Here is a 22300-nt window from a genome sequence, read left to right on the forward strand (position 1 = left end):
ATTGGCACTCGCGTCTGTACCGCGCCGCCGCCACGCTGGCCAGCATGGTTTCAGAACCGCGGTGACGTGCACCACAGCACCGCGCGAGAAAGGGACTCCTGATGACCGCACCCACGACCGCCCCCACCCACAGGGACATCGACCTGAGCGCCCGCGCGTTCTGGGCGAAACCCCCCGAAGAGCGGGACGCCGCCTTCGCCGTCCTGCGCGCGGAGAACCCGGTGCCGTGGAGCCGCCCGGCGGAGTCGGATCTGTTGCCTCCCGAGCTCAACACCAGGGGGTTCTGGTCGCTGACCAAACAAGAGGACATCCGGATGGCCAGCCGCCACCCGGAGATCTTCTCCTCCGCGCAGGGCATCACGATGGAGGACTTCGCCCCCGAGGCGGTGGAGATCGCGCAGTCGTTCATCGCGATGGACGCCCCGCGGCACACCCAGCTGCGCGGCATCACGACGGAGGCCTTCAAGCCCAAGAACGTGCGCCGGCTCGAGAGCTGGATCCGCGGCCACGCCCACGACCTGGTCAGCGAGATGGCCCACCTCGGCGAGGGCGACTTCGTCCAGCTGGTGTCGGTGAAACTGCCCGGCCGGATCTTCGGCAGCTTCTTCGGGCTGCCCGACGGCGAACTGCGGGACAAGGCCGTCACCGCCGCCCAGCGGCTCGTGGGCTGGACCGACCCGAACATCCGCGGCGAGCAGAGCGAACTCGAACTGTTCATGGGCGCCGTGATGGACCTGCACGAGGTCGCAACGGTCCTGATCCCCGAGCGGCGGGCCAATCCCGGTGACGACCTGATGACCTGGATGGTGCAGGCCGAGTTCGACGGCAAGAAGATGACCGACGACGAGCTGAAGGCGTTCTTCGTGTTGATGGGCGTCGCGTCCAACGACACCACGCGGCACGCCTCGGCCCACGCCATCGCCGCCCTCTCGAAGTTCCCCGACCAGCGCGCACTGCTCGTCGAGGACGTCGAGGGCCGCGTCGGCACCGCCGTCGAGGAGGTTTTGCGCTGGGGATCGCCGCTGCTGCACATGCGTCGCACCGCCACCCAGGACATCACCGTGCGCGGCTCGGAGATCAAGGCCGGCGACAAGGTCGTGCTGTGGTACTACTCGGGCAACCGCGACGAGGACGTCTTCGACGATCCCCATTCGTTCAACATCTTGCGAAACCCGAACCCGCACATCGCCTTCGGTGGCGGCGGCCCGCACTTCTGCCTGGGCGCCGCGCTGGCCCGCACCATGCTCAAGGCGTTGCTGACCGAGGTCTACACACGCATTCCGGACATTTCGGCGCCGGAGCCCAACTACGCCCTGGCCAACTTCATCAACGGCGTCAACAGCCTGCCGGCCACCTGGACGCCCGAGAAGCGCTGACCCCAAGGAGTTCTCGATGAAAACCAAAGCAGCGGTGCTGTGGGGGTTGCACCAGAAGTGGGAAGTCGAAGAGGTCGACCTCGACGGTCCCAAGGAGAACGAGGTCCTGGTCAAAATGGCCGCCGCCGGGCTGTGCCACTCCGATGACCACCTGATCACCGGCGACATGCCGATGCAGCTACCGGTGGTCGGCGGGCACGAGGGCGCGGGCGTCGTCGTCGACGTCGGCCCGGGTGTCACCGAGGTCGCCCAAGGCGATTCGGTGGCGCTGAGTTTCATTCCGGCCTGCGGTCGCTGCGAACCGTGTTCGCGCGGCATGAGCAACCTGTGCGTGCTGGGCGCCGCCATCATCGCCGGGCCGCAACTCGACGGCACCTTCCGGTTCCATGCGAAAGGCCAAGCACTGGGCCAGATGTGCGTGCTGGGAACGTTCTCCGAATACACGGTGGTGCCACTGGCCTCGGTGATCAAGGTGGATCCGTCCACCGCGCTGGACACCGCCGCGCTGGTCGGGTGCGGTGTCACCACCGGCTACGGCAGCATGGTGCGCACCGGCGAAGCGCGTGACGGCGACACCGTGGTGGTCATGGGTGTGGGCGGGATCGGCATGAACGCGGTGCAGGGCGCACGGATCGCGGGCGCGCGCGTCATCGTCGCGCTCGATCCAGTGGAGTACAAACGGTGCCGTTCGCTCGAGTTCGGCGCCACGCACACCGCGGCGACGGTGGACGAGGCGCAGGCCCTGCTCACCGACCTGACGCGCGGTCAGATGGCCGACGTCTGCGTGGTCAGCACCGATTCGGCCGAGGGAAGCTATGTGGCGCAGGCGCTGAGCCTGGTCGGCAAGCGCGGCAGGGTGGTGATGACCGCGATCCCACACCCGACCGACACCAGCGTCGACCTGTCGCTGTTCGATTTGACCCTGTATGAAAAGCAGGTCCGCGGTTCGCTTTTCGGATCATCCAATCCCCGGCACGACATACCCCGGATGCTCGACCTCTACCGCGCCGGCCGGCTCCAGCTCGACGAACTCGTCACCCGCGAGTACACCCTCGAGGAGATCAACACGGGCTACGCCGACCTGCACGCCGGGGTCAACCTTCGCGGACTGATCCGGTTCTGAACGGCCGATTGATGAGTCTCATCACCATCGCCGTCATTATCGCGGCCCCCTTGGGCATCCCGGCCGGGGTCAGCGTCGCGCACCACGCCGCCGACCGATGGAAAAGCCTGGCGCGACGGCTTCGGCGAATCCGATGAACAAGAGCGAGGACGACATGACCGCCATTCCGCATTATTCGATGTACATCGACGGCCGTTGGCGCGACACGTCAAGCAGGTTGGAGGTACGCGATCCCGCGACCAACGAGATAGTGGCGACGGTTGCCGAAGGCGATGTCGCCATTGCCGACGAGGCCGTCGCCGCGGCGAAGGCAGCACATGCCTGCGGGATCTGGCGGTCGACGCCGCCCGCCGAACGCGCCCGCTTCCTGGACGCGATCGCCGACAACCTCGCCGCACGGTTCGACGAGTTGACCGTGCTGCAGGTTCGCGAAAACGGTGCCACCGCACGGTCCGCGGGCGCATTTCTCTTGGGCTACTCGATCGCGCACCTGAAATATTTCGCCTCGCTGGCTCGGTCATATGCGTTCGAGGAAGCCAGGCCCCTGATGGAAGCGCCCACCCTGGCCGCCGGCGTGCTTCGCCGCGAGCCGGTGGGGGTCTGCGCCGGCATCGTGCCGTGGAACTTCCCGTTGCTGCTCGCGGTGTGGAAGCTGGGGCCCGCGTTGGCGGCCGGCAACACAATAGTGCTCAAGCCCGACGATCAGACCCCACTGACGCTGCTCGAATTAGCCAGGGCCGCGGACGAAGTCGGGCTGCCGGCGGGGGTGCTGAACGTGGTCACCGGGCCCGGCCCGGTCGTCGGCGCCCGCCTCGCCGAACACCCCGATGTTCGCAAGGTGGCGTTCACCGGCTCGACCGAGGTCGGTAAGACCGTGATGCGCGCCGCCGCGGACAACGTCAAGAAGGTCACGCTCGAGTTGGGCGGCAAGGGCGCCAACATCGTCTGCGACGACGCCGACCTGGACCTGGCCGTCGACGGCACGTTGTTCGGGTTCCTGCTGATGTGCGGCCAGGCGTGCGAGTCCGGAACGCGGCTGTTGCTGCACTCCTCGATTCACGACGAGTTCCTGCGAAGGCTGGTCGCCCGCGCGTCCACGCTCGTCGTGGGCAATCCGATGGACCCGGCCACGGACGTCGGTCCGCTGATATCCGCCAAACAGAAGGCACGGGTGGAGAAGTACATCGCGCTCGGGCAAGAGGAGGGCTGCAAGATCGCGTTCCAGGGCACGGTGCCTGCCGAAGCCGGACTCGCCGACGGCCATTGGGTCGCGCCGACGATCCTGACCGGGGCCACCAACGACATGCGGGTGGCCCGGGAGGAGATCTTCGGGCCGGTGCTCGTCGTGATCAAGTGCGCCGACGACGCCGAGGCGGTCGCGATCGCCAACGACAGCGAGTACGGACTGTCCGCGGGTGTGTGGAGCGCAGACAACGAGCGGGCCTTGGCGATCGCCCGCGGGTTGGAGTCCGGCACGGTGTGGATCAACGACTGGCACATGGTCAACGCGATGTTCCCCTTCGGCGGGATGAAGCAAAGCGGCCTGGGCCGCGAACTCGGGCCCGGCGCGCTCGACGAGTACACCGAGCAGAAGTTCGTGCATATCGACCTGACCAACGACCGTGCCAAGCGGGTGTATGCCGTCGTGGTGTCGGCAGCGGCGGCGGGCACGACCTGACCCGGCCGGCGGGCGGTCACGGCCCGAAGTCAGTGCCGCTCGTCAGCCGCTCCCATTTCGCGATCTCGGTGGCGCGCGTGTCCGCGACGTAGCGGTAGAAGGCCAGGGCGTCGGGGCCGAGCAGCAGGAATCCCGGGGGGTCGCTGGACTCGGCCGCCGCGATGATCGCGGTGGCCGCCTTGGCGGGGTCGCCGGCCTGGTTGCCGTGCATGGTGTCGTTTTCCTTGCGTCGCTGCCCGGCGGTGGCCGCGTAGTCGTCGATGACGGTGGCCGACTGGACGAGCGAGCGCCCGGCGAAATCGGTGCGGAACGCACCGGGCTCGACGATGGTCACCGAGATGCCCAGCGGCGCGAGCTCACCGCGCAGCGCGCCGCTCATGCCTTCGATGGCGGCCTTGGCGGCCGCGTAGTAGCCGGAGCCCACCGGAGTTACCGTCGCGCCGATCGAGGAGATGTTGACGATCGCGCCGCTGCGGCGCGCCCGCATGCCGGGCAGGACCGCCTTGATCATCGCGACGGTGCCGAAGAAGTGCGTCTCGAACAGGGCGCGCACCTCGGCGTCGTCGCCCTCCTCGACCGCGGCGCGGTAACCGTAACCGGCGTTGTTCACCAGAACGTCGACGTGGCCGAACCGGTCGTGGGCCTGGCCCACGGCCGAGGCGACCTGTGCGGGGTCGGTGACGTCAAGGGCGGCCGCGAGCACACGCTCCGGTGCGCCTGCCGCCAGGTCGGCGACCTTCGCGACGTCGCGTGCGGTCACGACCGCGTGGTGGCCGGCCTCGATGACGGCTTCGGCAAGCGCGCGGCCGAGTCCGCTCGAGCAGCCGGTGATGAGCCAGGTGGACATGCGGGATGGCCCCTTCTCGCCGAGACGCAACCAGTACCGTGAAATGTGTTGTCAGACTACGGCACTGACTTGCGTCGGGTCACTTGTCGTGTCGCCGTCGATATCGCCGCCACCGCAGGCGTGCGAATCGCGCCAGTTGTGGGGGGTAGGACAACCGGCCCGGTCGCGATCACGCGGGGATCGTCGATATCGAGGTCGAACGCCGGCGTTGGCTTTCGGGAGGCAATTCTTCCCGTCGATCGCGGGACGCGGGCCTTCATCATCAACTATGGTCCGACTCAAGGAACTCATCAGGCACCGGTGAAGGAAGCAGGCAGTGCGGACGCTAGAAGGCGTTCTGGCCAGACACCCGTTCTTCGGCGGGATGGACCCGCGTTATTTGCAGTTGGCGGTCGGGTGTGCGGCAAACATGCGCTTCGCCGCGGGTGAGTTGATCTTCCGCGAGGGCCACCCCGCTAATCACTTCTACCTCATCCGCGCCGGCAGGATCGCGCTCGAAACCCCCGTTCTGGGCCGTGGCAGCCTGACGGTGCAGACACTCGGAGACGGAGACATCCTTGGCTGGTCGTGGCTGGTGCCGCCGTACAACTCGCGGTTCGACGCGCGCGCCGTTGAGGCGACGCGCGCCATCGGTTTCGACGGCAAGTGCCTGCGCGACAAGTGCGAACAGGACCACGAACTCGGGTACGAGCTGCAGAAGCGCGTGATCGCGGTGCTCGGAGAGCATCTCGATGCGACAAGGTTCCGGCTCCTGGACATCTATGCCGATGTCATCGAATAAGGACTGACGGGCCCGCGACAGGCCCTCAGCCCTCGAATGCCGGACCGTCGAAGCGGTCGTGCGTCACGAATTCCGCGACCGGGCGGCGGCGCAGCTTGGTCGGCTGGCGCACCGGCTTGCCAAGGGGCACAACGGCGGCGACCGCGTGCAGGTCGGGGATTCCCACCAGACGGCGGACCTGGTCCTCGGCGGCGATGGCCATGGTCGTGATGGTGCCGCCGTACCCCTCGCTGCGGGCGGCGAGCAGAACGTTCCAGATCAGCGGGTACACCGATGCGCCGCCGGCCAGGCCGACACGGTCCAAGTCCTGGTCGATCGAGGCGACGACAGTCAGGTCGACCGAAACCACCAGGACGACCGGCGCTTCGGCGATCGGCGCGACGAAGGTATCGGGGATCTCGGTCCGGTCGATGACGTCCTGTGGCACACCGCTGGGATGGACTGAATTCCAGGGGTTTTCACCCGCCTGCAGCTGGGCGAAGTAGCGGCGGGCGGCGGCCCTGCCCAGCTCGGCGAGCCGGCGGCGGGTGTCCGGGTCGCGCACCACCGTGATGTGCGCGCCCTGCCGGTTGCCGCCGCTCGGCGCGAACCGGGCGTTGTCGAAGATGCGTCCCAGCACCTCGTCGGGCAGCGGGTCGTCGGTGAATTCGCGCGCCGCGAAAGTCGTTCGCATGACGTCATAGAGCTCCATGGCCGCGTCATGCGCTCGCGGAGGCGTGGCGCTCCAGGCGAAAGGTGCGCTTGAATCCGGCCGGCTGCGTCGTCAGGGTCACTTCCACCGCGCCGCTGGGGGCGATGACGTAGCGCTCCTCGACGTCGGGCCCGTCGCGCCACCGGCCGACCGGCTGCCGCCCGAGGTCATCGCGATCGTGCAGGGCCGGGTCGAACGGGAAGAGGACCGGGTCGTAGGGCGTCACGTCGCCGTCGGGCCGGCCGTTGACCAGGCGGCTGCACTCCACGAACCGGAAGTGGCCGATGTTGTGCGCGGCCCGATAGGCGCGCTTCACCACCAGTGGGGTGTGCCCGTCGGCGGGCAGGCAGACGTCCTTGCACACGATCGGGTCGAAGACGACACCCGCACCGGCTTCCGCCTCGCGGAACACCCCGAAGTTACGCGAGAAGCGTTCGGAGAGAGCGAAATCGGACTCCTTGTCGAGAAAGACGGCCAGACCGATGGCGGTGGCCGCGAACGGGTGCGGCGAGCGTTTCACCCGCTTGTCGCCGAAGGTGGTGCGCAGCATCCGTGAAACCAAAGGGAAGCTGCCGGCGCCGCCCACCACGTAGATACCGGCGACCTCCGACCACGTCACGTCGCGGCCGCCGCCGGCCGGGTTGTGCAGGACGCGGTCGAGTAATTGCATCGTCTTGTCGACGAGCGGAGCGCACGCCGCATAGACGTCGTCGACCGGGCAGGAGAACGGGGGCCGGTCGCTGCCGTCGACCCCGGTGAGGTCCACCAGGAAGCGGCGCGTCTGCGGCCCGACCGCCTCCTTGCGGGCGGCGCACTCCTCCCGCAACAGGTCACGGGCGGCGGCATCCACGCCGGACAGGCGCGAGCGCGCCAGTACGAGCTCGACGATCGCCTCATCGAAGTCGTCACCGCCGAGGCGCTGGATGCCCTCGCTGACGACGACCTCGTTCGCGTGCCCGGTCATCTTGAGCAGCGAGGCGTCGAAGGTGCCCCCGCCCAGGTCGTAGATGAGGACGTACTCCCGTTTGGCGGTGATCGTGGACCGGTACCGGTGCGCGTATTCGAGGCTCGCGGCGGACGGCTCGTTGAGCAGCGCCGCGACCTGGAAACCCGCCGCGACGAACGCGTCGAGGGTCAGCAGGCGCTGGGCGCTCGAGGCGTTGGCCGGCACGCTGATCGCGGCCTCGATGGCTTCCCCCGCGGTGAGGCTGGCGTTGGAGCGGCGCAGCAGGTCGGTTTTCAGCTGGGCCAGAAAGCCGGTGAGCACGTCGGCCAGGCGATGGCTGCGGCCGGCCAGGCTCACCTCGGTCTGGGGCCCGGCCTCGTTGAGCAGACGTTTGAACGACCGCAGCACCGACCATCCCGGGTCGTGCCGGACCGCGGCGGCCTCGGCGCCGAACCGCAGCTCCCCGGCGGCGTTGGCCGCGACCATCGACGGCCACGCGTCGACCCCGTCAAAGGAGATGACCGGATAGTTGCCTCGGTCGACGGCCGCGACGACGGTGTGCGTGGTGCCAAAGTCGATGCCGACCCTCATCGCGCAATCTTAGGACCGCGCTGGGGCCTTGAAACAAGCTTTTTGCCCGGCGCGCCGCGGCCGGACAAGTCCCCGAGTTGACGGCCACCGGTCGCTTCTTCCGATGACTTTGGCCCCTAGGCCGCCGCGCTCGACGCGGCGACGATGACCGCATCGAAAAGATCGCGATTGTTTCAGGAGGCCCCGTGATCGAGATCCTCAACGGCTTTCCCGACGACGTGGCCGCGTTCGCCATTCATGGGCACGTGACCAAGGCCGATTACGACGCGGTGCTGATACCCGGCTTCGAAGACAAACTGACCCGCCACAAAAAAGTCCGGATATATTGCGAAATCGCTCCTGACTTAACCCTTCTCGACCCGACTGCGGTATGGGCCGACTCGAAATTCGGCGTCGACCACTATTTCGACTGGGACCGGTGCGCGATCGTCAGCGACGTGCAATGGGTGAAACATGTAGCGAAATTCACCGAACTTCTGGGCTTTCTCTGGCCTGGGAAGTACCGTACGTTTTCCGAGGCGGAGGCTGAACAAGCGCGCCAATGGGTTTCCGAACCCGGCGGTCGGCGCGGGGCCGCGTGAAATTGCGCGAGGCCATTCGTTGCTGCGCCGTTCTCCTCGGCGGCGCGGCACTCGCCTGCGCGCCACTGGCGAACGCGGACAACAAGCGGCTCAACGACGGAGTCGTCGCCAACGTCTACACCGTCCAGCACAACGCCGGATGTACCAACGACGTGCGGATCAATCCGCAGCTGCAACTGGCGGCGCAATGGCACACCGACGATGTGCTCGTCAACCGCGCGCTCGACGGCGACATCGGCTCGGACGGCTCGACTCCGCAGGACCGGGCGGTGGCCGCGGGCTACGGGGGCGGCGTCGCCGAGACCGTGGCGATCAACCCGGCGCTGGCGATCAGCGGGCTCGAGGTGATCAACCAGTGGTACGGCAACCCCGCCTACCTCGCGATCATGCGCAATTGTGCCTACACGCAGATGGGGGTGTGGTCCGAGAACAGCCTGGACCGCAGCGTGGTGGTCGCCGTGTACGGCGCACCCGGCGTTCGGGCGCCGAGATGAATCTTCGCCGGCTGACCGGTCCCGCTGCGGCGGCGGCGGTCCTGCTGTGCACCGGTCCGCCCCCCGCCCGGGCTGATGCGGTGGCCTACCTCGTCAACGTGACGGTGCGCCCGGGCTACAACTTTCCCAACGCCGACGCCGCCCTCACATACGGGGACGGCATTTGCGGCAAGGTGCGGGCGGGGGAGCGCTACGCGCAGATCATGAGGGAGGTCAAAGAGGACTTCGGCAACCCCGACGAGTACCAGGCCTCGTATCTGATCAGCCAGGCCGTCGGCGAATTGTGCCCCGCCCAGATCTGGCAGCTACGACAATCGGCGGCCGGATACGTTCCGCCCACTGGGCCCGTGCGGCAATGACAGCACCGGCCGAATATCTCAGCCATTTGTGTGGCCATGAATCATCTTCACTCCGACCGCATTTGGCGCCCGGGCGGCAAACATCGCGAATTCGTCCGCGCGGGTTGGACGCTTGTTGTACGGTTCCCCACAAGCGACCCCCTGTTGGCCGCACGGGCGTCGCGACGGCCATATTTTCTGGCCGGGGGAGGGATTTGCCGTGATGTCCTCAGAGTCCGTCACCAAACCCCTCCGGTCGGTCGGCGATTTCTTCGCCATGTCGCTCGACACATTCGTGGCGATATTCAAGCTGCCCTTTGCATGGCGCGAGCTTCTCCTGCAAACCTGGTTCGTGGCGCGGGTGTCGATCATTCCGACGCTCTTGCTGACGATCCCGTTCACCGTGCTCGTCGTTTTCACCATGAACATCCTGTTGGTCGAGTTCGGGGCGGCCGACTTCTCCGGCACGGGCGCCGCGACCGCCTCGGTCACCCAGATCGGGCCGGTCGTGACCGTTCTCGTCGTCGCCGGCACGGGGGCCACGGCGATGTGCGCCGACCTGGGAGCGCGTGCCATCCATGGCGAACTCGATGCGTTGCGGGTGATGGGCGTCGACCCGGTTCGCCGGCTGGCCGCACCCCGGGTGCTGGCCGCCACCGTCGTCGCGGTGTCCCTGGTGTCGCTGGTGACCCTGGTGGGCATGGCCGGTTCGTTCTTCTTCTCGGTCTTCGTCCAGCACGTCACCCCGGGCGCCTTCGCAGCGGGTCTGACGCTGCTCACCCACCTGCCCGACCTCATCCTCGGTCTGGTCAAGGGGGCGCTGTTCGGGATGGCGGCCGCTCTGATCGCTTGCTACAAGGGCATTTCCGTCGGCGGTGGCCCGCAAGGCGTCGGCAACGCCGTCAACGAAACCGTCGTGTACTCGTTCATCGCCCTGTTCGTGATCAACATCGTGGTGACAGCCGTCTACTACACGGGTCCACAATGACCGCCGACAGCGCGTTACACCGCCGATTCGCCTGGCTGCTGCACGCGGCCGACCGCGCCGCCGCCGGCTGGAATCGCGTTGGCGCGCAGGTGAAGTTCTACTCGATGGCGGTCACCGAGATGCGGACGGCCTTCTCTCGTTACGGGAAGGAGATCATCCGGCTCGTCGCCCAGATGAGCCTTGGCGCCGGCGCGCTCGCGGTGATCGGCGGCACGGTGGTGATCGTGGGTTTCCTGACCCTGTCGACCGGCGCGGTCATCGCGGTACAGGGCTATAACCAGCTGTCGGGCATCGGCGTTGAGGCGATGACGGGATTCATCTCCGCCTACGTCAACGTACGCATCATTTCACCGGCGGTCGCCGGAGTCGGCCTGGCCGCGACCATCGGCGCGGGCGCCACCGCGCAATTGGGCGCGATGCGGATCGCCGACGAGATCGATGCGCTCGAGGTGATGGCGGTGCGGTCCGTCGCCTACCTCGTCTCGACCCGGGTGGTCGCGGGAGTTGTCGTCGTCATCCCGCTGTATTGCGTGGCGGTGGTATGTGCGTTTCAGGCGGCCCGGTTCGGCACGACGGGCATCTATGGCCAGTCCACCGGGGTCTACGACCACTATTTCCGGACATTTCTCAATTCGACCGACTTGCTCTGGTCGTTCGTCACGGTGATCACCGCGGCGAGCGCCGTCATGCTTGTGCACACCTATTACGGCTACACCGCCTCGGGCGGCCCGGCCGGCGTCGGCCGGGCGGTCGGTCACTCGGTTCGTACGTCCCTCATCGTGTTGACGCTGATCGTGTTGGCGATCTCCCTTTCCGTTCACGGCCAGTCCGGCCACTTCAATCTCTCGGGGTAGGGATATGTCGGAATCGCGCTCGGAGGGCATGCATCCCGCGTGGTGGACACTGATTTTGGTCGTCGCCACCCTCGGCACCATCGTGCTGACGTCCGCCTTCTACTCCGGGTCGTTCAAGTCGTATGTGCCGGTGACGGTGATATCCGACCGGGCGGGCCTGGTGATGGACCGTGGCGGCAAGGTCAAGATGCGTGGGGTGCAGGTGGGCCGGGTCGCCGAGATCACCACCGGGAAGGAACAAGTCAGCCTCAGGCTGGACCTCTACCCGGACCAGGTCAAATACATCCCCGCGAACGTGCGCGCCCGCATCAGGGCCACGACGTTGTTCAGCGGCAAATATGTCGACCTCGTCTACCCGGGCCGGCCCGCCCCGAAGCGCCTGGCGGCCGGAGCGGTGATCAGGGTCGAGAACGTCGGCACCGAGGTCAACACCATGTTCGCCAACCTCGTCAAGGTGCTGGACGAGATCGACCCGGCCAAGCTTCAGGGCGTCCTGTCCGCGCTCGCCGAGGGTTTGCGCGGGCGCGGCGCAATCATGGGCCAGGGCATCACCGACGCGAACGAGGTACTGCGCGAGATCAATCCGCGCGCCGAAGCCGTCCGCGCGGACATGCGGGCGGTCAAGCGTGTCGGCGACACCTATGGTCCTGCGGCGCAGGACATACTGCGGGTGCTCGACGCGGCCAGCGTCACCAGCGGCACGGTCAACGATGACTCATCCGCCCTGGACTCGCTGCTCACCGGCGTCATCGGCCTCTCTCGGAGCGGTATCAACCTCGTTGGCCCCAACAAGGACAACATCATCAGGGCAGTGAATCTGCTCGAACCCACGACGAGCCTGCTGGCGAAATACAACCCCGCCCTGACGTGCATGTTGGTCGGCGCCAAGACCGCCCTCGATACCGGGTACCGGGACGCGATGGGTGGCGCCAACGGCTACTCGCTGATCATCGACAGCACGCCTTTGTTCGGTGCGGACCAATACCGGTACCCGCAGAACCTTCCGATCGTGGGCGCCAGGGGCGGGCCCGGCGGTAAGCCGGGCTGCGGATCGCTGCCGGATGTCGCCGCGAATTGGCCACTGCGTGAGTTGATTACGAACACCGGTTGGGGGACCGGCCTGGATATCCGGCCCAACCCCGGAATCGCCTTCCCCGGATACGCCGACTACCTGCCCGTCACCCGGGGGATTCCCGAACCGCCCAGCATCCGCTACCCGGGCGGCCCCGCGCCCGGCCCGATCCCGTACCCGGGGGCGCCGCCGTACGGCGCGCCGCAATACGCCCCGGACGGGACGCCGCTGTACCCGGGTCTGCCGCCGGCGCCACCGCCGGGCGCACCACCCGAACCCGGTTCCCCGCCACCGGGATCCGAGCCGGCCGTGATCCCGGCCCCCGCACAGCTGCAGCCCACCCCCACACCGCCACCCCCGCCCGCGCCGTGACGACCAGCCGACTCACGTAAACGAGGAGCACCGCTATGAAGGAGAACATGCTCGGCGCGATCTGGCGCCTGGCGATCTTCATGGTCGTGTGCACCCTGGGCCTGGTCGCGATGTTGGCGATCTTCGCGCAACTGCGGTTCGGCAACGAACTGCCGTACAGAGCGCGGTTCAGCAACGTGTCCGGCCTCGAGGCCGGCAACTTCGTCCGCATCGCGGGCGTCGAAGTCGGCAAGGTCGGCAAGATCTCGGTTCAGGACGACGGCACCGCGGTCGTCGACTTCAGCGCCGACAGCACCGTGGTGCTGACGGAGGGCAGCAAGGCGGTCATCCGTTACCAGAACCTCATCGGCGGCCGCTACCTTGCCCTACAGGAAGGTCCCGGTGGCACAAGGCAACTCAGGCCCGGCGATACGATTCCGCTGGCTCGGACGTCGCCGGCGCTGGACTTGGACGCGCTGATCGGCGGCTTCCGCCCGTTGTTCCGCGCGCTGGATCCCGATCAGGTCAACACGTTGTCCAGCGAGCTCATCAAAGCATTCCAGGGCGAGGGCGCAACGATCGGCTCCGTCCTGGCGCGCACCGCCGCGCTGACGAACACCCTGGCGGACCGGGACCAGCTCATCGGGCAGGTCATCATCAACCTCAACACCGTGCTGGGCTCGCTCGGAGACCAAAGCGCCCAGTTCGCAAAGACCGTCGACTCGTTGTCCCAGCTGCTGGCGACGCTCGCCGGCCGCAAGCAAGACATCAGCAACGGGATCGCCTATGCCAATGCCGCAGCCGCTTCGATCGCCGATCTCCTCGCGAAAGGCCGTGCGCCCCTGACGAAGATCCTCGGCGAGGGCGAGCGGGCGGGTGGCCTCATCCTGGCCGATCGAGACTACTTCGACGACTTCCTCAACACCCTGCCGGACGCCTACCAGATGTTGAACCGGCAGGGCCTGTACGGCGACTTCTTCAGTTTCTATCTGTGCGAGATGCTCTTCAAGCTGAATGGCAAAGGCGGGCAACCGGTTTACGTCAAGGTGATCGGCCAGCCCTCGGGGAGGTGCACACCGCGATGAAGTACTTCTCCGAACGCAATCCCCTCGTCGTCGGCGCGATCGGGGTCGTGGTCGTCGCCGGCGCGGTGGCCGCGTCGCTGACCTATAGCAAGCTGCCCTTCTTCAAGTCGGGCAGGGAATACTCGGCGTACTTCGCCGAAGCGGGCGGGCTGTTAACGGGTGCCGCGGTGCAGGTTTCGGGCGTCAAATCCGGCACGGTGGACAGCATCGCGTTGGACGGTGCGCGGGTGCTCGTCACGTTCGAGGTTGACAAGCACATCCGGCTCGGAGACCGCAGTGAGGCGTCGATCAAGACGAAGAGCCTGCTGGGCGCCAAGATCCTGGAGATCACCACCCGCGGCGACGGTAGGCTGTCCGGGCCGATCCCGCTCGAGCACACCCATGCGCCCTACCAGCTGCCCGACGCGCTCGGTGACCTCGGCGCCGCGATCAGCGGGATGGACACCAACCGGTTGTCCGAATCACTGGCGGTGCTGGCGGACACCTTCTCCGACACCCCCGCCGACCTGAAGATCGCGTTGGCCGGCGTCGCGCGGTTCTCGCAGACATTAAGTGACCGGGACACGCAGTTGCGAAATCTCTTGGCCAACGCCAACAAAGCGACCACCGTGTTGTCGCAGCGCAGTGACCAGATAGCCCGTCTGATCGCCGACAGCAACGCGCTGCTCGTGCAATTGCAGGGCCAGAGCCGCGCGCTGGACCAGATCTCCGGCAACATCGCGGCGGTGAGCCGGCAGATCAAGGGGTTCATCGCCGACAACCGGCAGACACTCAAGCCGGCGTTGGACAAGCTCAACGAGGTCTTGGCGATCGTCGACAACCGCAAAGAACGAGTGCGACAGGCGATCAAGAAGTTCGATGACTATGCGCTGTCGCTCGGCGAATCCATGTCCACGGGTCCATGGTTCAACTTCTACATCGCCAACCTGATCCCTGGTCAGTTCATCCAGCCCTTCGTCGACGCCGCATTCTCCGATCTCGGTCTGGACCCGAATGTGCTGCTGCCGTCACAACTCTCCGATCCGCAGGTCGGTCAGCCGGGAACACCGGCCTTGCCGGTACCGTTCCCGCGCACCGGTCAGGGCGGCGAGCCGAGGCTGAACCTCCCGGACGCGATCACCGGCAATCCGGGTGACCCGCGCTACCCCTACCGTGAGCCGCCCCCCGCGCCGCCGCCGGGTGGACCGCCGCCGGGGCCGCCGCCGCTCGCCCCGGGGCAGACGGCCCCACCCCCGGCGCCACCTTCGCCGTCGCCGGTATACGTGCCGGCGCCGGGTGAATCGCCGTCACCGCCGAAAGCCGGTGAAAGATGAACCGCCACAACGCCAGAATCGGCCTGGCCGCCGTGCTGGTGCTGAGCCTCCTTGCCGGCGCCGCGGTGCTCTGGCGCTCGTCGACGGCGAGCAGCAGGACCACGGTCGTCGCCTACTTCGCCAACAGCAACGGGATCTTCGTAGGCGACGAGGTGCGCATCCTGGGGGTGGCAGTCGGCCACATCAAAAAGATCGAGCCGCAACCCGAGCGCGTCAAGATCACCTTCTGGTATGAGGCCAAATACCAGGTGCCGGCCGATGCCAAGGCCGTGATCCTCTCGCCGTCGCTGGTTACCGCGCGGGCGATCCAGCTGACCCCCGCCTACACCGGTGGACCGCGGCTGCAAGACGGTGCCGTGATTCCGCAGGCGCGCACCGCGGTCCCGGTGGAGTGGGACGACCTGCGTCAGGACCTGGAAAAGCTCACCCAGATGCTGCAGCCGACCCGCAGCGGCCTCAGCCCGCTCGGATCGCTCCTGACGACCGCCGCGAACAACCTGCGCGGCCAGGGAGTGAGCATCCGCGACACCATCATCAAGCTCTCTCAAGCGGTTTCAGCGCTGGGCGACCACAGCAAGGACCTATTCAGCACCGTGAAGAACCTGTCGATCCTGGTTTCGGCGTTGCAAAGCAGCGGTGACCTGATGCGGCAGCTGAATCAGAATCTGGCCTCGGTCACCGGCCTGCTGACCAATGATCCCAACGAGGTCGCCAACGCGGTCACAGCACTTTCCGACGTCGTCGGCGACGTCCGAACCTTCGTGGCCGACAACCGCGAAGCGCTGGGCACCACGTCCGACAAGCTGGCTTCGGTGTCGACCGCGCTGAACAACAGCCTCGACGACATCAGGCAGGCGTTGCATGTCGCCCCCACCGAGCTACAGAACTTCATGAACATCTATCAGCCCGCGCAGGGCACCCTGAGCGGTGCGCCGGCATTCGCCAATTTCGCCAATCCGGTCGCCTTCCTGTGCGGGGCGATACAGGCGGCGTCGCGCCTGGGATGGGACCAGTCGGCGAAGCTGTGCGTTCAGTACCTGGCGCCGATCATCAAGAATCGCCAGTACAACTTCCCCCCGCTGGGTGAGAACCTGGTGGTCGGCGCCACGGCACGCCCGAATGAGGTGACCTACAGCGAGGACTGGATGCGGCCGGACTATGTTCCGCCGCAGCCGAATCCGATGGGAATTCCCGGCCTGCCGTCCGCCCCGGCCCGGGTGCACGCGACCAATCCCGCCGACGGCCTGCGCGGATTGATGCTGCCGACGGGGGACGGACCGTGACGGGCCGCCTGCGTCGCGCCGTGGTGGGGTTGGTCGCGGCGCTGACGATGGTCGCGCCGGCGGGCTGTGGTTGGCGCGGTCTGAACTCGGTCGCGCTGCCGGGAACCGCCGGACGCGGTCCCGGGGCGTTCACGATTCAGGCGCAACTGCCTGACGTGGGCACCCTGGAACAGAACTCGCGAGTGCAGGTCGGCGACGTTACGGTCGGCAACGTCACCAGGATCGAGCGGCAGGGCTGGCATGCGCTGCTGACCATCCGGCTCGACGGCGATGTCGACCTGCCGGCCAACGCGACCGCGACGATCGGACAAACCAGCCTGCTGGGTTCCCTGCATGTCGAGCTGGCGCCGCCCACCGACGTCCCACCCCGGGGCAGGTTGCAGGAGGGCTCGCTGATTTCCCTGTCGTCGGCCGGCAGTTACCCGTCGACGGAGCAGACCCTCGCCGCTATCTCGTTGTTGCTCAACGGCGGCGGGATCGGGCAGATCCAGGACATCACGCAGGCACTGAGCACCGCGCTGGCCGGCCGTGGCGATGACCTGCGCAGCCTGATCACTCAGCTCGACACCTTTACGGGCCACATCGCCGACCAGACCGGTGACATCATCGCCTCCGCCGAGAGCCTCAACAACCTGGTCGGTCAGTTCGCGGATCAGAAGCCGGTGATGGACAGGGCGCTGACGACCATCCCGGCCGCGCTTCGCACCTTGGCCGACGAGCGGCAGACCCTGGTGGAGGCGCTCGATCAGTTCGGCAAGTTCAGTGCGCTGGTTGCCGATTCGACACGCCAGACCAAGGACGCTCTGGTCAAAGAGCTCAACGACCTGGCGCCGGTGTTGGAATCGCTGGCCAACGCCGGCCCCGCGATGACCCGCGCGTTGAGCCTGCTCGCCACCTATCCGTTCCCGAAGGAGACCATCAGCAAGTGGGCCCGCGGGGACTACGCCAATCTGACCGCCATCATCGACCTCACGCTGAGCCGACTCGACGCGTCATTCCTCACGGGCACCCGGTTCGAGGGCAATTTGACGGAGTTGGAACTGCAGTGGGGCCGGACGATCGGCCAGATGCCGAGTCCGTACACGGCCGGCAATCCGCTTGTCGCGCCGTATCATTGGGATCAGGGGCATTGACATGCCGCCCTTGTCGAGACGAATCCTCGTCCAGCTGGCGATCTTTGTGGTCGTCGCGCTGGCCGGCGGCGCGGTGATGGTGTTCGGCTACATCCAGCTTCCGGCCATGTTCGGCATCGGCCGCTACCGCGTCACCGTCGAGCTGCCGCAGGCCGCCGGCCTGTACCCCAGCGGCAATGTCACTTATCGTGGCACCGAAGTCGGCCGGGTCGACAGCGTGCGCCTCACCAACACCGGCGTCGTGGCGGTGCTCTCCCTGAAGTCGGGGATCGACATCCCGTCGGATCTCGATGCGCAGGTGCACAGTCAGTCGGCGGTGGGAGAGCAGTACGTTGCCCTGCTGCCACGCAGGGCGTCTCCGCCGCTGCGGAACGGCGACGTGATCCGCCCGGATCGCGTGTCGGTGCCGCCCGACCTGGACACGATGTTGGATGCGGCGAACCGTGGTGTGGAGTCGGTCCCCCGTGAGGACCTCAAGACCGTCGTCGACGAGGCCTCCACGGCCGTCAGCGGGCTCGGTCCGGACATCTCCCGGCTCGTGGCGGGCGCCAGTTCGCTGTCCATCGATGCGCGAAAGAATCTCGGTGCGCTGCTCACCCTGATCGACGACTCCAAGCCGGTGCTCGATGCGCAGACCGACACACCGGACGCGGTACAGGCGTGGGCCGCGCACCTGGCCGATCTCACCCGCGGGGTGCAGAGAAACGACACCGCCGTCCGGCAGGTGCTCGAGCAAGGCGGGCCCGCCGTGGGGGAAGTGCGTCAGCTCTTGGATCGGGTGAACCCGACGCTGCCTGTCCTGCTCGCCAACCTGATCGGTGTCGGGCAGGTCGCGCTGACCTATCACGCCGGCATTGAGCAGCTGCTGGTCCTTCTTCCCCAGGCGGTGGCCACGATTCAGGCGATCAATGTCCCGAACAGGAACACCAAACAGGGCTACAAGGGCGCCTTCCTGAGTTTCAACCTGCGACTGAACCTGCCGCCACCGTGTCTGACCGGCTTTCTGCCGGCGCAGCAGCAGCGGGTTCCGTCGTGGGACGACTACCCGGACCGCCCCGCGGGCGACCTGTATTGCCGGGTGCCACAGGACTCCCCGCAGAACGTCCGGGGCGTTCGCAACACCCCGTGTGTGGGACGCCCGGGCAAACGCGCCCCGACGGTGCAGATGTGCGACAGCGACGAAACCTACATTCCGCTCAACGACGGTTACAACTGGAAAGGCGACCCGAACGCGACGCTTTCGGGCCAGCCCGTCCCGCAGCCGCGCCCACCGGCACCACCCGCGCCGCCCCCCGACCCCATACCGATTGCGGCCGCCGAGTACGACCCGGCCACCGGCACCTACGTCGGCCCCGACGGGCATGTCTACACGCAATCCGACCTGGCCACCCCCGGGGGAAAGGAGCGCACATGGCAGACGATGTTGCTACCGCCGAATTGACCGAGCTCCCTGCGGAAGTCGACGAGTCGAAACCGGAGGAGACGTCGCGCGGCGCCGCCCCGGTTCGGCTGACGCTGACCATCGGACTTGTCATCGTGGCCGCGCTGATCGGGCTGGTCGGGTGGGTCGGCCTGCGCGCGTACCGAGGGCACGAAGCGCAGGAGCAGCGCACGCTTTTCCTACAGGCCGGTCGCCAAGGTGCGCTCAACCTCACCACGGTTGACTTCCGCGAAGCCGACGCGGACGTGCAGCGCATTCTGGCCGGGGCGACCGGCCAACTCTACGACAACTTCTCCAAACGCTCGCAGCCGTTCATCGACGTGGTGTTGCGGACCAAGTCCAAGTCCGTTGGAACCGTGACGGAAGCGGGCATCGAATCCCAATCCGGAGACCGGGCGGAAGTCCTGGTGGCTGTCACGGTCCACACGTCGAACGCCGGTGCGGCAGAACAGGAGCCGCACGCCTGGCGAATGCGGCTTTCCGTACTGAAGGTGGGCGGGGTGGCGAAGGTGTCGAATGTGGAGTTCGTGCGATGAGAAATAGGCTGCGCCGCAACGCCGACCGCATCAACTGGTCGCGGGTGCTGGCATACGGTCTGATACCGGGGCTGGCGTTGTCGCTTGCGTCGGCGGCCGGCTTCCTGAAGTGGCAGGGCTCGTCGGTCACCGATGCCGATCGCGGTCGCATCGAGGCTACGCAGGCGGCGCGGGATGCCACGGCCGCCCTGCTGACCTACCGACCCGACACGGTCGAGCGCGACCTGGGCGCCGCTCGTGACCGGCTGACCGGGCGGTTCAAAGACGCCTACACGTCGCTGACCCGCGAAGTGGTGATCCCCGGCTCGAAGCAGAAGCACATCTCCGCGGTGGCGACCGTCCGGTCTGCGGCGTCGGTGTCGGCGGGACCCGACCACGGTGTCGTCCTGCTCTTCGTCAACCAGACCACGATCGTCGGGGCTGAGGCGCCCGCCTACACGGCATCCAGCGTCCGCGTCACACTGGACAAGGTCGGCGGTCGCTGGCTGATATCCGGGTTCGATCCGGTTTAGGTCAAGTTCTGTCGGCGGCAACCGTTCTGGCCGCATCCCACTGCCTCTGCACCGCGCGTTCGCTGGCGGTGGGGACAAGACCCGACGGCGCGAAAAACTTCGACGGTATCGGCTCATCCTCCGTCAGGGGCCGGCCGCCGCCGCGAATCACCTTGTAGGACACCGCGACTCCAGTGATCAACACGATGACGACGACCAGCGCGAACAGAACCGACAGGGTGCCCTGGATGAAGGTGTTCCTGATGACGTCGTCGAGCTGGTAGGCGTTCTTGGCCGAACCGAATGACGTCTTGCCGGCGTTTCTCGCCGCCAGGTATTGGAAGTGCTGCGTCCAGTAGCCGACGTTGGGATCGGCCGAGAAGATCTTCTGCCAGGACGCGGTCAGCGTGACCGTCAGGTCCCACAGCAGCGGAATCCCGGAAATCCACGCCCACTTCAGCAGGCCCTTCTTGATGACGATCACGGTGACGACGGTCAGCGCGATCGCCGCCAGCAGCTGGTTCGCGATGCCGAACAGCGGAAAGAGCGTGTTGATCCCACCCAGCGGATCGGTCACGCCCATCAGCAGGATGCTGCCCCAGGCGGCGGCCACCGCCAGGCTGCAGAGCCAGACGCCCGGCCGCCAACTCGGGTTGCGCAGCTTGGCCAGCGGACCACCGAGGTTGCCCAGCGCGTCGGACAGCATGAAACGTGCGACACGCGTACCCGCGTCGACGGCGGTCAGGATGAAGAGCGCCTCGAACATGATCGCGAAGTGATACCAGAACGCCTTGAGGCCCGCCCCGCCGAAGACCCGTTGCAACACCTCGGCCATGCCGAACGCCAGCGTGGGCGCTCCGCCGGTGCGCGACACGATGGACTTTTCGCCGACCCCGTGGGCGGCCTGGGTGAGCTGGTCGGCGGTCGCCGGCGTGCCGGACAGGCCGAGCCGGTTGACGTAGTCCGCGGCGGTGGCGGCGGTGCCGCCGGTCTGGGCCACCGGGGCGTTGAGGGTGAAGTACAGGTGTTGGTCGAGGATCGATGCGCTGATCAGCGCCATGACGGCGACGAAGGATTCTGTGAGCATGCCGCCGTAGCCGATCAGCCGCATCTGGCTTTCCTTCTCCAGCAGCTTGGGCGTCGTCCCCGACGAGATCAGCGCATGAAACCCGGACAGCGCGCCGCACGCGATCGTGATGAACAGGAACGGGAACAGCGAACCGGGGAACACCGGCCCGTCGCCGCTGGCCGCGAACCGCGAGATCGCCGGCGCCTGCATGAGCGGCCGGGCCAGGCAGATGCCGACCGCGAGCAGGGCGATGGCGCCCACCTTCATGAACGTGGAGAGGTAATCGCGCGGGGCCAGCAGCAACCACACCGGCAGCACCGATGCCACGAAACCGTAGCCGATGATCAGCCACGCCACCGTCGTCGGCGTGACGCTCAACCACATTGCGCCCCATGATGTTTCACTGACCCAATTGCCCGATGCCACGGCCAGCATCAGCAGCACGAACCCGATGAGCGACACCTCCGCCACCCGTCCGGGACGCAGGAACCGCAGATAGCAACCCATGAAAAGCGCGATGGGGATCGTCATGCCGATGGAGAACACTCCCCACGGGCTCTGGGCCAGGCCGCGCACCACGACCAGCGCCAGCACCGCGATGATGATCACCATGATGACGAACGCACCGACGAGGGCGGCCGCGCCGCCGGCGGGGCCGAGTTCGTCGCGGGCCATCTGACCCAGGGAACGTCCCCGCCGCCGGGTGGAGATCCACAAGACCAGGTAATCCTGCACCGCGCCGGCGAACACCGCGCCGAGGATGATCCAGATGCTGCAGGGCAGGTAGCCCATCTGGGCCGCCAGCACCGGGCCGACGAGGGGACCGGCCCCGGCGATGGCGGCGAAATGATGGCCGAACAGCACCCTGCGGTCGGTGGGCACATAGTCGGTGCCGTCCTCGAACACCTCCGCCGGGGTGGCGTGGTCGTCACGGGGGCGCACGATCTTCATCTCGATCAGCCGGGCATAAAACCGGAAGCCGATGACGTATGTGCAGATCGCCGCGACCACGAACCAGACCGCGTTCACCGTCTCGCCGCGCGCGAACGCGATGATCGCCCACGCGACGGCACCGATCAACGCGACGGCCGCGAATACGATCCTGTGCCGGGCGGTGATGGGGGAGCGGTCGACGATCGCGACGGGCGGCAGCTCGTCGTCGGTGTGGATGTAGCTGACGTCGTCGTCGCGTTCTTTGACTGCCACGGCCGAAAACCATACGCGCGGGAAACGAACTC

The 22300-nt window shown here is 67.1% G+C and carries 21 protein-coding genes; 17 read left to right on the plus strand and 4 right to left on the minus strand.

The window, feature by feature from the left end; translation table 11 throughout:
* The first annotated feature begins 101 nt into the window (after nucleotides 1-101).
* The 3 genes from G6N37_RS01340 (at nucleotide 102) to G6N37_RS01350 (ending at nucleotide 4177) form a co-directional block, all read left to right on the plus strand.
* Nucleotides 102-1376 (plus strand): cytochrome P450, encoded by a 1275-nt coding sequence (locus tag G6N37_RS01340; protein ID WP_163674887.1) that lies wholly within the window; start codon nucleotides 102-104, stop codon nucleotides 1374-1376.
* 16 nt (nucleotides 1377-1392) lie between these two features.
* Nucleotides 1393-2499 carry an NDMA-dependent alcohol dehydrogenase gene (locus G6N37_RS01345; RefSeq protein ID WP_163674890.1) on the plus strand — a complete coding sequence of 369 codons (1107 nt, stop codon included), beginning with the start codon at nucleotides 1393-1395 and terminating at the stop codon, nucleotides 2497-2499.
* A 154-nt stretch (nucleotides 2500-2653) separates the two neighbouring features.
* Nucleotides 2654-4177 (plus strand): aldehyde dehydrogenase family protein, encoded by a 1524-nt coding sequence (locus tag G6N37_RS01350; RefSeq protein WP_163684427.1) that lies wholly within the window; start codon nucleotides 2654-2656, stop codon nucleotides 4175-4177.
* A 16-nt stretch (nucleotides 4178-4193) separates the two neighbouring features.
* Here the strand turns inward: G6N37_RS01350 and G6N37_RS01355 are convergent, their stop codons facing one another.
* Nucleotides 4194-5024: an oxidoreductase gene (locus G6N37_RS01355; protein ID WP_163674893.1), complete on the minus strand. Its 831-nt coding sequence runs from the start codon at nucleotides 5022-5024 to the stop codon at nucleotides 4194-4196.
* Between the two features lie 316 nt (nucleotides 5025-5340).
* On the opposite strand from G6N37_RS01355, the gene G6N37_RS01360 reads away from it, so the two are divergent.
* The gene (locus G6N37_RS01360) at nucleotides 5341-5805 is read left to right on the plus strand and encodes a cyclic nucleotide-binding domain-containing protein (protein WP_163674898.1); all 465 of its coding nucleotides are present in this window, start codon (nucleotides 5341-5343) and stop codon (nucleotides 5803-5805) included.
* Between the two features lie 25 nt (nucleotides 5806-5830).
* Here the strand turns inward: G6N37_RS01360 and G6N37_RS01365 are convergent, their stop codons facing one another.
* Together G6N37_RS01365 and G6N37_RS01370 are read right to left on the minus strand one after the other, a co-directional pair.
* Nucleotides 5831-6496 carry a nitroreductase family protein gene (locus G6N37_RS01365; protein ID WP_163674901.1) on the minus strand — a complete coding sequence of 222 codons (666 nt, stop codon included), beginning with the start codon at nucleotides 6494-6496 and terminating at the stop codon, nucleotides 5831-5833.
* A 7-nt stretch (nucleotides 6497-6503) separates the two neighbouring features.
* Nucleotides 6504-8033: an Hsp70 family protein gene (locus G6N37_RS01370; RefSeq protein ID WP_163674904.1), complete on the minus strand. Its 1530-nt coding sequence runs from the start codon at nucleotides 8031-8033 to the stop codon at nucleotides 6504-6506.
* A gap of 185 nt (nucleotides 8034-8218) precedes the next feature.
* On the opposite strand from G6N37_RS01370, the gene G6N37_RS01375 reads away from it, so the two are divergent.
* The 13 genes from G6N37_RS01375 (at nucleotide 8219) to G6N37_RS01435 (ending at nucleotide 20014) form a co-directional block, all read left to right on the plus strand.
* Nucleotides 8219-8614: a SpoIIAA family protein gene (locus G6N37_RS01375; protein ID WP_163674908.1), complete on the plus strand. Its 396-nt coding sequence runs from the start codon at nucleotides 8219-8221 to the stop codon at nucleotides 8612-8614.
* A gap of 2 nt (nucleotides 8615-8616) precedes the next feature.
* Nucleotides 8617-9108, plus strand: coding sequence for a CAP domain-containing protein (locus tag G6N37_RS01380; RefSeq protein WP_276066948.1), 492 nt, complete (start codon nucleotides 8617-8619; stop codon nucleotides 9106-9108).
* On the plus strand, nucleotides 9105-9467 hold the full coding sequence (locus G6N37_RS01385) for a DUF732 domain-containing protein (protein ID WP_163674914.1): 363 nt from the start codon (nucleotides 9105-9107) through the stop codon (nucleotides 9465-9467). The genes G6N37_RS01380 and G6N37_RS01385 overlap by 4 nt, the downstream gene beginning before the upstream one ends.
* Nucleotides 9468-9669: 202 nt before the next feature.
* The gene (locus tag G6N37_RS01390; protein ID WP_163674918.1) at nucleotides 9670-10434 is read left to right on the plus strand and encodes an MlaE family ABC transporter permease; all 765 of its coding nucleotides are present in this window, start codon (nucleotides 9670-9672) and stop codon (nucleotides 10432-10434) included.
* Nucleotides 10431-11288, plus strand: a complete 858-nt coding sequence (locus tag G6N37_RS01395; protein WP_163674921.1) for an ABC transporter permease — start codon at nucleotides 10431-10433, stop codon at nucleotides 11286-11288. Before G6N37_RS01390 ends, G6N37_RS01395 begins: the two co-directional genes overlap by 4 nt.
* A 4-nt stretch (nucleotides 11289-11292) precedes the next feature.
* Nucleotides 11293-12732, plus strand: coding sequence for an MCE family protein (locus G6N37_RS01400; protein ID WP_163674924.1), 1440 nt, complete (start codon nucleotides 11293-11295; stop codon nucleotides 12730-12732).
* A 35-nt stretch (nucleotides 12733-12767) separates the two neighbouring features.
* Nucleotides 12768-13796: an MCE family protein gene (locus G6N37_RS01405; RefSeq protein WP_163674927.1), complete on the plus strand. Its 1029-nt coding sequence runs from the start codon at nucleotides 12768-12770 to the stop codon at nucleotides 13794-13796.
* A complete protein-coding gene (locus tag G6N37_RS01410) occupies nucleotides 13793-15109 on the plus strand; it encodes an MCE family protein (RefSeq protein ID WP_163674930.1) in 1317 nt (438 codons plus the stop codon). Before G6N37_RS01405 ends, G6N37_RS01410 begins: the two co-directional genes overlap by 4 nt.
* Nucleotides 15106-16392, plus strand: coding sequence for a virulence factor Mce family protein (locus G6N37_RS01415; RefSeq protein ID WP_163674933.1), 1287 nt, complete (start codon nucleotides 15106-15108; stop codon nucleotides 16390-16392). The genes G6N37_RS01410 and G6N37_RS01415 overlap by 4 nt, the downstream gene beginning before the upstream one ends.
* Nucleotides 16393-16439: 47 nt before the next feature.
* Nucleotides 16440-17525, plus strand: a complete 1086-nt coding sequence (locus tag G6N37_RS01420; protein ID WP_163684429.1) for a virulence factor Mce family protein — start codon at nucleotides 16440-16442, stop codon at nucleotides 17523-17525.
* Nucleotide 17526: 1 nt separating this feature from the next.
* Nucleotides 17527-18966, plus strand: a complete 1440-nt coding sequence (locus G6N37_RS01425; RefSeq protein WP_163674936.1) for an MCE family protein — start codon at nucleotides 17527-17529, stop codon at nucleotides 18964-18966.
* Nucleotides 18936-19502: a mammalian cell entry protein gene (locus G6N37_RS01430; protein ID WP_163674939.1), complete on the plus strand. Its 567-nt coding sequence runs from the start codon at nucleotides 18936-18938 to the stop codon at nucleotides 19500-19502. The genes G6N37_RS01425 and G6N37_RS01430 overlap by 31 nt, the downstream gene beginning before the upstream one ends.
* Nucleotides 19503-19531: 29 nt before the next feature.
* Nucleotides 19532-20014: a hypothetical protein gene (locus tag G6N37_RS01435; RefSeq protein WP_167527416.1), complete on the plus strand. Its 483-nt coding sequence runs from the start codon at nucleotides 19532-19534 to the stop codon at nucleotides 20012-20014.
* A 1-nt stretch (nucleotide 20015) separates the two neighbouring features.
* Here G6N37_RS01435 and G6N37_RS01440 read toward each other — a convergent pair whose 3' ends face one another.
* Complete coding sequence (locus G6N37_RS01440; RefSeq protein ID WP_163674945.1) at nucleotides 20016-22268, minus strand: carbon starvation CstA family protein; 2253 nt, start codon at nucleotides 22266-22268, stop codon at nucleotides 20016-20018.
* Nucleotides 22269-22300 lie beyond the last annotated feature (32 nt).

The organism is Mycobacterium seoulense (genome assembly GCF_010731595.1).
GTDB classification, from domain to species: domain Bacteria; phylum Actinomycetota; class Actinomycetes; order Mycobacteriales; family Mycobacteriaceae; genus Mycobacterium; species Mycobacterium seoulense.

Coding starts and splice junctions, on each gene's coding strand:
- G6N37_RS01385 (WP_163674914.1), top strand. CDS start 9,105: ATGAATCTTCGCCGGCTGACCGGTCCCGCTGCGGCGGCGGCGGTCCTG.
- G6N37_RS01415 (WP_163674933.1), top strand. CDS start 15,106: ATGAACCGCCACAACGCCAGAATCGGCCTGGCCGCCGTGCTGGTGCTG.
- G6N37_RS01355 (WP_163674893.1), bottom strand. CDS start 5,024: ATGTCCACCTGGCTCATCACCGGCTGCTCGAGCGGACTCGGCCGCGCG.
- G6N37_RS01340 (WP_163674887.1), top strand. CDS start 102: ATGACCGCACCCACGACCGCCCCCACCCACAGGGACATCGACCTGAGC.
- G6N37_RS01425 (WP_163674936.1), top strand. CDS start 17,527: ATGCCGCCCTTGTCGAGACGAATCCTCGTCCAGCTGGCGATCTTTGTG.
- G6N37_RS01390 (WP_163674918.1), top strand. CDS start 9,670: ATGTCCTCAGAGTCCGTCACCAAACCCCTCCGGTCGGTCGGCGATTTC.
- G6N37_RS01370 (WP_163674904.1), bottom strand. CDS start 8,033: ATGAGGGTCGGCATCGACTTTGGCACCACGCACACCGTCGTCGCGGCC.
- G6N37_RS01410 (WP_163674930.1), top strand. CDS start 13,793: ATGAAGTACTTCTCCGAACGCAATCCCCTCGTCGTCGGCGCGATCGGG.
- G6N37_RS01345 (WP_163674890.1), top strand. CDS start 1,393: ATGAAAACCAAAGCAGCGGTGCTGTGGGGGTTGCACCAGAAGTGGGAA.
- G6N37_RS01350 (WP_163684427.1), top strand. CDS start 2,654: ATGACCGCCATTCCGCATTATTCGATGTACATCGACGGCCGTTGGCGC.
- G6N37_RS01400 (WP_163674924.1), top strand. CDS start 11,293: ATGTCGGAATCGCGCTCGGAGGGCATGCATCCCGCGTGGTGGACACTG.
- G6N37_RS01395 (WP_163674921.1), top strand. CDS start 10,431: ATGACCGCCGACAGCGCGTTACACCGCCGATTCGCCTGGCTGCTGCAC.
- G6N37_RS01365 (WP_163674901.1), bottom strand. CDS start 6,496: ATGGAGCTCTATGACGTCATGCGAACGACTTTCGCGGCGCGCGAATTC.
- G6N37_RS01430 (WP_163674939.1), top strand. CDS start 18,936: ATGGCAGACGATGTTGCTACCGCCGAATTGACCGAGCTCCCTGCGGAA.
- G6N37_RS01405 (WP_163674927.1), top strand. CDS start 12,768: ATGAAGGAGAACATGCTCGGCGCGATCTGGCGCCTGGCGATCTTCATG.
- G6N37_RS01420 (WP_163684429.1), top strand. CDS start 16,440: ATGGTCGCGCCGGCGGGCTGTGGTTGGCGCGGTCTGAACTCGGTCGCG.